Genomic DNA, 13,196 nt, shown 5'->3' on the forward strand with positions numbered 1-13,196 from the left:
CTCTTCCGCCCCGGCCGCCGATCCGGCCTCGGCTGTCAGTGGCCGCCGCTAGCCTTTCGTCGTGCCCGCTCGTATCACCGACCCCGACCAGCTCAAAGAACTCCTCGGCATCCCGTTCACCCCGGAGCAGACGGCCTGCATCACCGCGCCGCCCGCCCCGCAGGTGATCGTGGCCGGCGCCGGTTCCGGGAAGACCACGGTGATGGCGGCACGCGTGGTCTGGCTGGTCGGCACCGGCCAGGTCGCCCCCGAGCAGGTGCTCGGCCTGACCTTCACCAACAAGGCGGCCGGTGAACTCGCCGAACGCGTCCGCAAGGCCCTGATCAAGGCCGGCGTCACCGACCCCGACGCCATCGACCCGGACAACCCGCCGGGCGAGCCGGTGATCTCCACGTACCACGCCTTCGCGGGCCGGCTGCTCACCGACCACGGCCTGCGCATCGGCCTGGAGCCCAGCTCCCGGCTGCTCGCCGACGCCACCCGCTACCAGCTCGCCGCGCGGGTGCTGCGCGAGGCCCCCGGCCCCTACCCGGCGCTCACCCGCTCCTTCCCCGACCTGGTCGGCGACCTGCTCACCCTGGATTCCGAACTCTCCGAGCACCTGGTCCGCCCCGAGGACCTGCGCGCCTGGGACGCGGACCTGCTGACCGGCCTCCAGGGCGCCAAGCTCACCAACGCCGACCTGCGCAAGGTCCCCGAGGCCGCCGCCGCCCGCCGCGAGCTGGCCGACCTGGTGATCCGCTACCGCGCCGCCAAACGCGACCGCGATCTGCTCGACTTCGGCGACCAGATCGCCCTGTCCGCGCGGCTCGCCACGCTCCCCGAGGTCGGGCGCGTCCTGCGTGACGAGTTCCGGGTCGTGCTGCTCGACGAGTACCAGGACACCTCGGTGGCCCAGCGCGTCCTCCTGGCGGGCCTCTTCGGCGGCGGCACCGGCCACCCCGTGACCGCCGTCGGCGACCCCTGCCAGGCCATCTACGGCTGGCGCGGCGCCTCCGTCGCCAACCTCGACGACTTCCCCGAGCACTTCGCCCGCGCCGACGGGGCCCCCGCCACCCGGCAGTCGCTCAGCGAGAACCGCCGCAGCGGCGGCCGGCTCCTCGACCTCGCCAACGGCCTCGCCGAGCCGCTGCGCGCGATGCACGCGGGCGTCGAGGCCCTCCGCCCGGCCCCGGGAGCCGAACGCGACGGCCGGGTCCGCTGCGCCCTGCTGCCCACCCACACCGAGGAGATCGACTGGATCGCCGACTCGATCGCCCACCTGGTGCGCACCGGCACCGCCCCCGGGGAGATCGCCGTGCTGTGCCGTACCGCCACCGACTTCGCGGAGATCCAGGGCGCCCTGGTGGCCCGGGACGTGCCCGTGGAGGTCGTCGGCCTGTCCGGGCTGCTGCACCTGCCAGAGGTGGCCGACCTGGTCGCCGTCTGCGAGGTGCTCCAGGACCCCGGCGCCAACGCCGCCCTGGTGCGGCTGCTCACCGGGCCGCGCTGGCGGATCGGGCCGCGCGACCTCGCCCTGCTGGGGCGCCGCGCCCGGCTGCTGGTCGCCCACGCGCGCGTGACGGACGACGACGACCCCGACCGCCGGCTCGCCCAGGCCGTCGAGGGCGTCGACCCCTCCGAGGTGATATCGCTCGCCGACGCCCTGGACACCTTTCTGGAGACGCCGATGGACGGCGCCGGGGACGACGACGGCCTGCCGTTCTCCCCGGACGCGCGGGTGCGCTTCGCCCGCCTGGCCACCGAACTGCGCGAGCTGCGCCGCTCCCTCGCCGACCCGCTGATGGACGTCCTGCACCGGGTCCTCGCCGTCACCGGCCTGGAGGTCGAGCTGTCCGCGTCCCCGCACGCGCTCGCCGCCCGCCGCCGCGAGACCCTGTCGAACTTCCTGGACGTCGCCGCCTCCTTCGCCGCCGGCGACAACGAGGCGACCCTGCTCGCCTTCCTCGGCTTCCTGCGCACCGCCGCCCTGTACGAGAAGGGCCTGGACAACGCCCTCCCCGGCGGCGAGAACACCGTCAAGGTGCTCACCGCCCACAAGTCCAAGGGCCTGGAGTGGGACGTCGTCGCCGTCCCCGGCCTGGTCACCGGCACCTTCCCCAGCACCCAGGGCCGCGAGAAGTGGACCGCCCAGGGCAAGGTCCTGCCGCACGCGCTGCGCGGCGACGCCGACACCCTGCCCGACGTCGCCTCCTGGGACTCCCGCGGCCTGAAGTCCTTCCACGAGGCCATGAAGGAGCACCAGTACACCGAGGAGCTCCGCCTCGGCTACGTCACCTTCACCCGCCCCCGCTCCCTCCTCCTGGGGTCCGGCCACTGGTGGGGCCCCACCCAGAAGAAGCCCCGCGGCCCGTCCGACTTCCTCCAGGCCCTGTACGACCACTGCGCCGCCGGACACGGCGAGATCGAGGTCTGGGCGGACGAGCCCGCCGAGGACTCGGAGAACCCCGCGCTGCAGCGGGCCGCCGCCGAGCAGGCGTGGCCGCTGCCGCTGGACGACACGGCCCTCGCCCGGCGCCGCGCGGCGGCCGAGACGGTCCTCACCCACCTGGAGAACCTCGCCGCCCCGGCCCAGGCCCGCCCCGTCGCCGTCCACGACCCCGACCGCTATGACGACCCCGAGTGGCCGCCGCCACCGGAGGACGACGAACTCCTCGGCGACCCCTCCTACGAGCCCCCGTACGGCGAACCCCCGTACGACGAGCCCCCGTACGACGGGCCCCTGTACGACGAGCCTCCCTACGAGGGCGGTCACCCGGAGGAAGCCGGCCCCTTCCTCGGCGACGCCCCCTGGTCCCCGCACCGCCCGACCGTCCCCCACCAGGCGACGCCCCCGGCCGACGGCCCGGACACCGCCCGCCCACACCCGGCGGACCCCGCGGACCCGGAAACCCTCCTCACCCCGGAGGAGGCCCGCACCGTCGCCTCCTGGGACCGCGACCTCGACGCCCTCGCGGGGGAACTGCTGCGCGCGCGGGAGAGCGTCACCGAGGTGCCGCTGCCGGTCTCGCTGACCGCCACCCAACTGCTGCGCCTGGCCGCCGACCCGGACGGCCTCGCCCAAGAGCTGGCCCGGCCCATGCCCCGCCCGCCGCAGCCCGCCGCCCGCCGCGGCACCCGGTTCCACGCCTGGGTCGAGGCCCGCTTCGAGGCGCTCACCCTGCCCATGCTGGAGCCGGACGAGCTGCCCGGCAGCGAGGCCGAGATCGCCGACGAACACGACCTGGCCGCCCTCAAGGCGGCCTTCGAACGCACCGAGTACGCCCACCGCACCCCCTACCGCGTCGAGGCCCCCTTCCAGCTCGCCCTCGCCGGCCGCGTCGTACGGGGCCGTATCGACGCCGTCTACAAGCAGGGCGACGGCGACTCGGCGACGTACGAGATCGTCGACTGGAAGACCGGCCGCACCGGCACCGCCGACCCGCTCCAGCTCGCGGTGTACCGGCTGGCCTGGGCCGAGCAGCAGGGCGTGCCCCCGGAGGCGGTCACGGCGGCGTTCCTGCACGTGCGCACCGGCGAGATCGAGCGCCCCGGCGACCTGCCCGGCCGGGCCGCCCTGGAGCGCCTGCTGCTGGGCGGGCCGTACGGTGACGAACCGCACGATCGGGGTGTCGGTGCGGGCCGATAGGCTCGTGACCATGAGCAAGCCCGTTGACAGTGCCGTCAGCGCCGTCCGCACGTACATCGCGCAGCACCGCGCCGCGTTCCTCGACGACCTCGCCGAGTGGCTGCGGATCCCGTCCGTGTCGGCCCAGCCCGACCACGCGCCCGACGTACGCCGCAGCGCCGACTGGCTGGCCGCCAAGCTCCGGGCGACCGGCTTCCCGACCGCCGAGGTCTGGGAGACCCCCGGTGCGCCGGCGGTCTACGCCGAGTGGCCCGCCGCCGACCCCGCGGCGCCCACGGTCCTCGTCTACGGGCACCACGACGTGCAGCCCGCCGCCCGCGAGGACGGCTGGCACAGCGACCCCTTCGAGCCCGTCGTCCGCGACAACCGCCTCTACGCGCGCGGTGCCGCCGACGACAAGGGCCAGGTGTTCTTCCACACACTCGGCGTCCGCGCCCACCTCGCCGCCACCGGCCGCACCGCCCCCGCCGTCACCCTCAAGCTGCTGATCGAGGGCGAGGAGGAGTCCGGCTCCCCGCACTTCCGCGCCCTCGTCGAGGAGCGGGCCGGGCGGCTGGCCGCCGACGCCGTGATCGTCTCCGACACCGGCATGTGGTCCGAGGACACCCCCACGGTGTGCACCGGCATGCGCGGCCTCGCCGAGTGCGAGATCCGGCTGTACGGGCCCGACCAGGACATCCACTCCGGTTCCTTCGGCGGCGCGGTGCCCAACCCCGCCACGGCCGCCGCCCGCCTCGTCGCCGCCCTGCACGACGAGCACGCGCGCGTGGCGATCCCCGGCTTCTACGACGGCGTGATCGACCTCACCGACCGGGAACGCGAACTCTTCGCCGAACTGCCCTTCGACGAAGACCGGTGGCTGCGCACGGCCAAGTCCCGCGCGGCGCACGGCGAGGCCGGCCACACCACCCTGGAGCGCGTCTGGGCCCGCCCGACCGCCGAGGTCAACGGCATCGGCGGCGGCTACCAGGGCCCGGGCAGCAAGACGATCATCCCGTCCTCCGCCATGGTGAAGCTCTCCTTCCGCCTGGTCGCCGGCCAGGACCCCGACCACGTGGAGAAGGCCGTCCGCGCCTGGGCCGCCGACCGGACGCCCCCGGGCATCCGCTGCGAGATCGACTTCGGCGCCGCCACGCGCCCGTGCCTGACGCCCCTGGACCACCCGGCGCTGGAGTCGGTGGTCCGGGCCATGGGCCGGGCCTTCGGCAAACCGGTCCGCTACACCCGCGAGGGCGGCTCCGGCCCCGCCGCCGACCTCCAGGACGTCCTCGGCGCACCGGTGCTCTTCCTGGGCATCTCCGTCCCCTCCGACGGCTGGCACGCCCCCGACGAGAAGGTCGAGCTGGACCTGCTCCTCAAGGGCGTGGAAACCTCCGCGTACCTCTGGGGCGACCTGGCCGAGCACTGGCGCCATGCCCCCTGACCACCCCGGACCGCCCGGACCCGCACCCCGCGCGGGGCACACTGGAAGGGCCGCCCCGCACCACCGAGCCCTCCCGGACCCGGTCGCCACCCGCCGTACGACCCGCTGAACCGCCCGCCGAACAGAACCGCCGCACCGGGGGAGATGGAAGCACCCGTGACCACCTGGACCGACCACACCGCCGACCGTCCCATCTCGCTCACCGCCCCGAGCGGCGTCGACCGCGCCGCCCACCACCGTCTCGACGAGGCGTGGCTCGCGGCGGCCTGGAGCCACCCCTCCACCCGCTGTTTCGTGGTCTCCGGCGGCCAGGTCCTCATCGACGAGACCCCCGACGGGCGCACCGAACTCGTCATGACCCCCTCCTTCGAGGCCCCGCTCACCGAGGCACACCGCTACTTCCTCGGCATCGACGAGGACGGCGTGGCCTACTTCGCCCTGCAGAAGGACGCGCTGCCCGGCCGCATGGACCAGTCCGCGCGCCCGGCGGGCCTGCGCGAGGCCGGTCTGCTGCTCTCCCCGCGCGACGCGGGCCTGATGGTGCACGCGGTCGGCCTGGAGAACTGGCAGCGCACCCACCGCTTCTGCTCCCGCTGCGGCGAGCGCACCGTGATCGCCGCCGCCGGCCACATCCGCCGCTGCCCCGCCTGCGGCGCCGAGCACTACCCGCGCACCGACCCCGCCGTGATCATGGCGGTCACCGACGACAGCGACCGCATCCTGCTCGGCCGCCAGGTCCACTGGCCCGAGGGCCGCTTCTCCACGCTGGCCGGTTTCGTGGAGCCCGGCGAGTCCATCGAGCAGTCGGTGCGCCGCGAGGTGTTCGAGGAGGCCGGCATCACCGTCGGCCCGGTGGAGTACGTCGCCAGCCAGCCCTGGCCGTTCCCGTCCAGCCTCATGCTCGGCTTCATGGCCCGCGCGACCAGCACCGACATCACGGTCGACGGCGACGAGATCCACGAGGCCCGCTGGTTCTCCCGGGACGAACTCGGCGCCGCCTTCGAGTCCGGCGAGGTGCTCCCGCCCTACGGCATCTCCATCGCGGCCCGCCTGATCGAACTGTGGTACGGCAAGCCGCTGCCGACGCGCGGTTTCCTCTAGGACACGACGAAGGGGTGGCCGTCCCCGCTCGGGACGGCCACCCCTTCGGTGGTCGGCGGACCGGCCTTCCGGTTACGCGCCGATCTTCTGCTTCACCTGCGCCAGCGACGGGTTCGTCAGCGTCGAACCGTCGGGGAACAGCACCGTCGGCACCGTCTGGTTCCCGCCGTTCGCCTTCTCCACGAACGCGGCGGACTCCGGGTCCTGCTCGATGTTGATCTCGGTGTACGCGATGCCCTCGCGGTCCATCTGGCTCTTCAGCCGACGGCAGTATCCGCACCACGTGGTGCTGTACATCGTCACAGTGCCCGGCATGTCTCTCGCGCTCCTTCGGCGGCTCGGGGAATCCGTGTTGCTCGCACCAGGGCAACGTCCGCGACGGCGCACCCATTCCCACCCGGGGGCGCGACCCCCTGCCGAACCCGCGCCCCCGCCCCGCCCGGCCCGCACCACCGCTGTCCGCCCACACCTCCCGCATTAGTACGACTATCAGGGCCCGCCTGTGGACAACCGACGCAGCCGCCTCCCGCGACCTGGCAGCATGGCTGTGTGACAGCAGCAACGCACTCCTCCCTCTTCCCGCAGGTACCGGACTCGGCCGACGCGGTGCTCGACGGGCTCGACCCCGAGCAGCGCGAAGTGGCCACCGCCCTGCGCGGACCGGTGTGCGTGCTGGCCGGCGCCGGCACCGGCAAGACCCGGGCGATCACCCACCGCATCGCCTACGGCGTACGCGCCGGCATCCTCCAGCCGAGCAGCGTCCTCGCCGTCACCTTCACCAACCGCGCCGCCGGGGAGATGCGCGGTCGGCTGCGCCAGCTCGGCGCCGTCGGCGTCCAGGCCCGCACCTTCCACTCGGCCGCCCTGCGCCAGCTCCAGTACTTCTGGCCGAAAGCGATCGGCGGCCCCATGCCCCGGCTCGTCGACCGCAAGATCCAGTTGGTCGCGGACGCGGCCGCCGCCTGCCGCATCCGCCTCGACCGGGGCGAGCTGCGGGACGTCACCGCCGAGATCGAGTGGTCCAAGGTCACCCAGACCGTCCCCGCCGACTACGCCCTCGCCGCGGCCAAGGCCGGCCGCGAGGCCCCCCGCGACCCCGCCGAGATCGCCCAGCTCTACTCCGCCTACGAGGACCTCAAGCGCGGCCGGGGCGTCATCGACTTCGAGGACGTCCTGCTGCTCACCGTCGCCGTCCTCCAGGACCGGCGGGACGTGGCCGAACAGGTCCGCGCCCAGTACCAGCACTTCGTGGTCGACGAGTACCAGGACGTCAGCCCCCTCCAGCAGCGGCTGCTGGACCTGTGGCTCGGCGACCGCGACGACCTCTGCGTGGTCGGCGACGCCAGCCAGACCATCTACTCGTTCACGGGAGCAACCGCCGACCACCTGCTCGACTTCCGCACCCGCCACCCCGGCGCCACCGTCGTCAAGCTGGTCCGCGACTACCGCTCCACCCCCCAGGTCGTCCACCTCGCCAACGGACTGCTCGCCCAGGCCCGGGGCCGCGCCGCCGACCACCGCCTGGAGCTGATCTCCCAGCGCCCCGCCGGCCCCGAGCCCGTCTACACCGAGTACACCGACGAGCCCGCCGAGGCCGAGGGCGCCGCCCGCCGTATCCGCGAACTGATCGACTCCGGCGTCCCGGCCGCCGAGATAGCCGTCCTCTTCCGCACCAACTCCCAGTCCGAGACCTACGAGCAGGCCCTCTCCGACGCCGGGGTGCCCTACCAGTTGCGCGGCGCGGAGCGGTTCTTCGACCGCCCCGAGGTGCGCAAGGCCCACACGGCACTGCGCGCCGCGGCCCGCTTCGGCGGCAACGACGCCCTCCTCGACGACACCGCCGACCTGCCCGCCCAGGTGCGCGCCGTGCTGTCGGGGGAGGGCTGGACGCCCCAGCCCCCGGCCGGGTCGGGTGCCGTCCGGGAGCGCTGGGAGTCACTGGCCGCGCTGGTGAACCTCGCGCGGGACTTCGCCGCCGCCCGGCCCGGCACGACCCTCGGCGACCTCGTCGCGGAACTCGACGAGCGGGCGAGCGCCCAGCACGCCCCGACCGTGCAGGGCGTCACCCTCGCCTCCCTGCACTCCGCCAAGGGACTCGAATGGGACGTCGTCTTCCTGGTCGGCCTCGCCGAGGGAATGATGCCGATCACCTACGCAAAGACCGACGAGCAGATAGAAGAGGAACGCCGTCTCCTCTACGTGGGCGTCACCCGTGCGCGCGAACGCCTGCACCTGTCCTGGGCGCTGTCCCGCGCACCCGGCGGCCGGCCCAACCGGCGGCCCAGCCGGTTTCTCGACGGACTGCGCCCCGGCTCGGGCGGCCCGGCCGGCCGCGCGGCGGCGGGCGCCGCGGGAGGGGTGGAGCGCGGCTTCGGGGGCACCGCGGCGGGCGCCCCCGCCCCGCGGCGCACCCGGCGCTCCCCGGCCCGCTGCCGGGTCTGCGGCCGGGCGCTCACCGACGGCGGCGAGCTGAAGCTGCTGCGCTGCGAGGACTGCCCCTCCGACATGGACGAGGGCGTCTACGAGCGGTTGCGCGCGTGGCGTGCGGTCCAGGCCCGGCGCAGCGGACAGCCGGCCTTCTGCGTCTTCACCGACAAGACACTGATGGCGATCGCCGAGACCGTCCCCGAGGACGAGCACGAGCTGGCCCGCGTCCCGGGCGTCGGAGCACGCAAGACAAACCGCTACGGAGCCGATGTTCTGGCCATCTGTGCAGGTCAAGAGGTCGACTACGGAGACACGGACGACTGATCCCAACTCATCGAAAAAATAGTTTGCGCACGCCCCGGGAATCCCCATAGGTTCTTGCACACGGAGACGGCAGCCTTCCCGGAGGCACTGAATCCGTGTTGTACTTGCATATCCGCGGACCGGTTCACCCCGGTCCCCCGAGACGCCGAGAGGAGGCGAGTCCAGTGGCCACCATCATCACCAGCTCCACCGTGAAAATGACCGATCGCTCGACCGTCTCCCTGTGCATCCTCGGCGCCTCCGACCTGGGCACCGGTCTGTCCGGCATTCCCGCCGTGCGTCCGGCGTCCTCCGTTGCCCCCGCGGGCCTTCCCGTCCGTGAGCGCAATGAGCGACCGACCAAGGCACTGGAAGCGGCAGTAGTGGCACAGGCCCGGGCCTATGCCTTTGCGGCGACCGGTGCCGGATTCCGGAAGCAGCAGACGACGCAGCACCACCTGATGTGGGCCTTCCGTGGGCCAGAACCCTGGAGTGATCCAGCCTGATCGCCGATCAGGCCGGCGCCTTCAGGGCCGCGGAACCCCATCCGGGATCCGCGGCCCTTCTGTTTGTCCCCAGAACGGGACGGCAGAGCGAAGGGGCCTCGGGACACAACACAAGAGCCCGGTACCAAGCCGCCCCCGGCCGACCGGCCGGAACGACCAGACGAGGAAGACGACCCGTGCAACTCGAAGCGCACGTCCCGTCCGTACCGCCTTCCGACACGATCCCCAAGCCTGTCCCCACGGAGGACCCGACCTTGACCCCGCTCACCGCGCTCACCGCGCTCGACGACGCCATCGAGAACCTCGGCGTACCCGTCCCGTGCCGCTCCTACGACCCGGAGGTCTTCTTCGCCGAGTCGCCCGCGGACGTGGAGTACGCCAAGTCCCTCTGCCGCACCTGCCCGCTGATCGAGGCTTGCCTCGCCGGCGCCAAGGAACGGCGTGAGCCCTGGGGCGTCTGGGGCGGCGAGCTGTTCGTCCAGGGTGTCGTCGTCGCCCGGAAGCGGCCGCGCGGCCGCCCGCGCAAGAACCCGGTCACGGCATGAAAACCACCGGAACGATCGACCGTCCCCTCACGTACGACCCCAAGAAGCAGGCCCCGATGAAGCCGTCCACCCACGAGCCCCTCAGCTCCGCGCCCGAAGACCTCACCACCAGTGGTGCGAACGACTCGCGCCAGAACAGGACCCGAGAGATGCAACTCATCCAAGAAGCCCTGGCACGTGCGCATATGCACGAGCAACTGCGGCAGGCGGAGCGGGAGCGCCGGGCCATGCGCCTGGCCACCGCCCGCCGGATGCAGCGCCGGGCGGAGCGCGCCTCGATGCGTGCCCGCCGGGCGCTCGCCATGGCCGTCATGCAGTAACCACCACACCCGAAGCGGTGGCCTCCCGGCCCGCACTCGAGCCACGGGAGGCGAAGCTCTCCTCGCGGGGGCCGGTCCGACCAGCGGACCGGCCCCCGCGGCGCGTCCCCGCCTCCGCGCCGCGCTCACGCCTCCGCGGCGGGTTCCGCCTCCTCCACCGGCAGCGGCTCCTCGACGAACCCGGGCAGCCACTCCTCCAGCTCGTCGCGCAGCCGCACCGTCGCCCCCAACTGGCACAGCACGCCGATCGTGCTCAGGGTGACCCGGTGGATCAGCAGATAGGCCGGCGGCAGATTGAGCTGCTTGGCCAACTGGTACGCCGGGGAGCGGATGTCCCCGATGCGGGCGGCCTGGCTGCGCATCCAGCCCCGGGTGAAGGTGAACGCGTCCACCCGGGCCGGTTCGATGATCGGCAGCAGATAGTCCAGGACCGCGTCGGGGTCCAGCTCTATCGACTCCTTGACGAAGCCCTCCTCGCGGAGCTGCTCGTAGACGGTCTCCGCGTCCCCGTCCAGGGTCAGGCGCAGACAGGTGCCGATGGTGTCCGGCAGGCCGCCCGGGAGCCGGTCGACCGTGCCGAAGTCCAGTACGCCCAGCCGCCAGTCGTCCTCGCCGGCCGGGCCGCCGGGCAGCAGCCGGAAGTTGCCCGGGTGCGGGTCGGCGTGCAGCAGGCCGGTGCGGGCGGGACCGGAGAAGAGGAAGTGGGCCAGGAGCTGACCGGCCCGGTCGCGCTGCTGCGGGGTGCCGTCGGCGATGATCTCCGACAGCGGGATGCCGTCGATCCACTCGGTGACCAGGACCTGCTCGCGCTGGTGGACCACGGCCGGCACCACGATGTCCGGGTCGGCCGCGAACTCCTCCGCGTGCGCCCCCTGGGCCTGCGCCTCCAGGCCGTAGTCCAGCTCCTCCGAGACCCGGTCCCTCAGCTCCGCGATCAGCGGTTTGACGTCCAGGCCGGGGACCAGCGGGCCCAGCAGCCGGGCGAAGCGGCTGAGCTGGCCGAGGTCCGACAGCAGGGCCTCGCCGGCGCCCGGGTACTGCACCTTGACCGCGACCTCGCGGCCGTCGTGCCACACGGCCCGGTGCACCTGGCCGATCGAGGCCGCGGCGGCGGGCTTGTCGTCGAACTCCTGGAACAGCTCCGGCCAGTCCTCGCCGAGCCGCTCCGCGAGCACGGCGTGGACCGTGCGCGTCGGCATCGGCGGGGCGGCCTCCTGCAGCTTGGTCAGCGCAGCCCGGTAGGGACCGGCGATCTCCTCCGGCAGGGCCGACTCGAAGACCGAGAGGGCCTGGCCGAACTTCATGGCGCCGCCCTTCAGCTCGCCGAGCACCTTGAACAACTGCTCGGCGGTGCGCTGCTGCACCTGCTGGCCGACGAGCTCGGCGGACTCGCCGACGATCCGCTTGCCGAGTCCCCAGGTCGCCCGTCCGGCGAAGCCGAGCGGGAGCGCGGCGAGTTTGGCGGTCCGGGTGACCGCCTTCCGGGGAAGATCAGACATGCGCCCTCCAAGTCCCAGCAGGCCGCGCCGTGCCCGCCTTGCGGCGGGGTACCGCTGACAGCCGTTGCCCAGCCATTGTCGCGCGCCGCCGCCCGTTCTCGGAGGTGTGTCCGCGCACACCTTCGTTCCCGTCCTCGTCGCGCTGCGGTTCGACGTTCCGTTCGGCGGGGCGCCGGGCGGCCGAGCACGGGCACGCGGGGTGGGCCGGGACCGGCCGCGCGTGCCAGTGCAGGCCGGGCAGCGAGACCTCCCAGCGGGCATCGGCGACGGACGGGTCGTGCCCGTCGAGGAACGCCAGTGCGTGGGCCGCCGCCAGCCCGGCGACGGTGGTGGCCAGCGCCAGGTCGCAGGGCCGCACCCGGGGCTGCCGGCCGGAGCGCCACTGGGCGACCAGCCGCGGCCAGGTCGGGTCCCGGTCGGCACGGTCCTCCTGGAGGCAGCCCGCGCAGGCCGTCTCACCGGGCAGGACGAAGGGCCCGACCACACCGGTGCCCTCGACCACCCCGGCGTACAGATGGGGCGTACCGGAGGCCATCAGGGGTTCGGCGGCGGACGGCGGGGGTGCGTGCACGGCGACGTCGTCGCGCGGGGCGAGGACCACCAGGGAGAAGCCGGAGCCGCCGTCCTCGGGCGGGACCGCCGGACCGCGGCGGGGCGGACGGCCCGGGGCGGCCCGGCGGGCGGCCCGCCGGGCCGACTCGTCCCTGCGGTCCCCGACGGACTCGGCGGGCAGCCCGCCGGGGGAGAGATCCCAGGGTTCGACACAGCCGCCGTCGCGCACGTCGACCTCGCCGACCCCGGCCGCCGACAGCAGCGAGGCCAGCACCGCACCGACCCGGCCCGCGCCTCTGACCTGCACGCGCTGCGCCCCGCGGGCCGCCAGGCGGCCGATCGCCTCGCCCGGCCCGGCGGTCGTCAGCGACAGCGAGGCCAGGTCCGGGCGGAGCCGGTCCAGGACGTCCTTCTTCTGCCGGAGGGCGTCGGCGGCCGGACCGCCGCCCCGGGAGTCGTCGAGGAGCCCGGCCCCCGCCAGCCGCTCCAGCAGCGCGTCCACATGGCCGTCCGGCAGGTCCATGCGGCGCCCCTCCTCCCGCAGCAGCGCCACTCCCCGGGTGCCGTTGAGCAGCTCCAGGAAGCTGCCCGTCGCGGTGTCCAGCGGCCCCAGCGTCAGCGCGTGCGCCGGTGCCATGCCGAACTGGACGGTCTTCAGGTCGCGCCAGCCGCGCCGCAGCGCGGGTTTCACCATCGGATGCATGACAGGTCCCCCGTACGTGGTCGTACTCCCGTGCGTCGGCCCGGACGGTCGTGGCGGGGCCGGCGCAGCCAGCATGCACGGTCGCGGCGCCGGGTGCGGAACGTTGTCCACAGGCAGTGGATGCTTGTCGTACTAATGCCACCGCCTCATGCCGCCGCGGCCGGCTCCGGTGACTGTGCGGTCGTACAA

At 73.9% G+C, this 13,196-nt stretch carries 10 protein-coding genes; 7 read left to right on the top strand and 3 right to left on the bottom strand.

Annotated elements, in window-relative coordinates; all coding sequences use genetic code 11:
* The first annotated feature begins 61 nt into the window (after window positions 1–61).
* The 3 genes from IE316_RS24440 (at window position 62) to nudC (ending at window position 6,152) form a co-directional block, all read left to right on the top strand.
* Window positions 62–3,628, top strand: coding sequence for an ATP-dependent DNA helicase (locus IE316_RS24440; RefSeq protein ID WP_190206615.1), 3,567 nt, complete (start codon window positions 62–64; stop codon window positions 3,626–3,628).
* 10 nt (window positions 3,629–3,638) lie between these two features.
* Window positions 3,639–5,051, top strand: coding sequence for a dipeptidase (locus IE316_RS24445; protein WP_190206616.1), 1,413 nt, complete (start codon window positions 3,639–3,641; stop codon window positions 5,049–5,051).
* Between the two features lie 156 nt (window positions 5,052–5,207).
* Window positions 5,208–6,152: an NAD(+) diphosphatase gene (gene nudC, locus IE316_RS24450; protein WP_190206617.1), complete on the top strand. Its 945-nt coding sequence runs from the start codon at window positions 5,208–5,210 to the stop codon at window positions 6,150–6,152.
* Between the two features lie 72 nt (window positions 6,153–6,224).
* Here nudC and IE316_RS24455 read toward each other — a convergent pair whose 3' ends face one another.
* Window positions 6,225–6,467: a mycoredoxin gene (locus IE316_RS24455; protein WP_004983675.1), complete on the bottom strand. Its 243-nt coding sequence runs from the start codon at window positions 6,465–6,467 to the stop codon at window positions 6,225–6,227.
* A 234-nt stretch (window positions 6,468–6,701) separates the two neighbouring features.
* On the opposite strand from IE316_RS24455, the gene IE316_RS24460 reads away from it, so the two are divergent.
* From IE316_RS24460 to IE316_RS24475, 4 genes are all read left to right on the top strand, one after another.
* Window positions 6,702–8,903, top strand: a complete 2,202-nt coding sequence (locus tag IE316_RS24460) for an ATP-dependent DNA helicase UvrD2 (RefSeq protein ID WP_190206618.1) — start codon at window positions 6,702–6,704, stop codon at window positions 8,901–8,903.
* Window positions 8,904–9,100: 197 nt separating this feature from the next.
* Window positions 9,101–9,388 (top strand): hypothetical protein, encoded by a 288-nt coding sequence (locus IE316_RS24465; RefSeq protein WP_190206821.1) that lies wholly within the window; start codon window positions 9,101–9,103, stop codon window positions 9,386–9,388.
* A 176-nt stretch (window positions 9,389–9,564) separates the two neighbouring features.
* Window positions 9,565–9,933, top strand: a complete 369-nt coding sequence (locus IE316_RS24470) for a WhiB family transcriptional regulator (protein WP_190206619.1) — start codon at window positions 9,565–9,567, stop codon at window positions 9,931–9,933.
* A complete protein-coding gene (locus IE316_RS24475) occupies window positions 9,930–10,253 on the top strand; it encodes a putative WhiB-interacting protein (RefSeq protein WP_190206620.1) in 324 nt (107 codons plus the stop codon). Before IE316_RS24470 ends, IE316_RS24475 begins: the two co-directional genes overlap by 4 nt.
* A 125-nt stretch (window positions 10,254–10,378) precedes the next feature.
* Here IE316_RS24475 and IE316_RS24480 read toward each other — a convergent pair whose 3' ends face one another.
* Together IE316_RS24480 and IE316_RS24485 are read right to left on the bottom strand one after the other, a co-directional pair.
* Complete coding sequence (locus IE316_RS24480; protein ID WP_190206621.1) at window positions 10,379–11,752, bottom strand: ABC1 kinase family protein; 1,374 nt, start codon at window positions 11,750–11,752, stop codon at window positions 10,379–10,381.
* Window positions 11,745–13,007: a TOMM precursor leader peptide-binding protein gene (locus IE316_RS24485; protein ID WP_190206622.1), complete on the bottom strand. Its 1,263-nt coding sequence runs from the start codon at window positions 13,005–13,007 to the stop codon at window positions 11,745–11,747. Before IE316_RS24485 ends, IE316_RS24480 begins: the two co-directional genes overlap by 8 nt.
* Window positions 13,008–13,196 lie beyond the last annotated feature (189 nt).

Source organism: Streptomyces fumanus, assembly GCF_014655295.1.
Classification (GTDB): domain Bacteria; phylum Actinomycetota; class Actinomycetes; order Streptomycetales; family Streptomycetaceae; genus Streptomyces; species Streptomyces fumanus.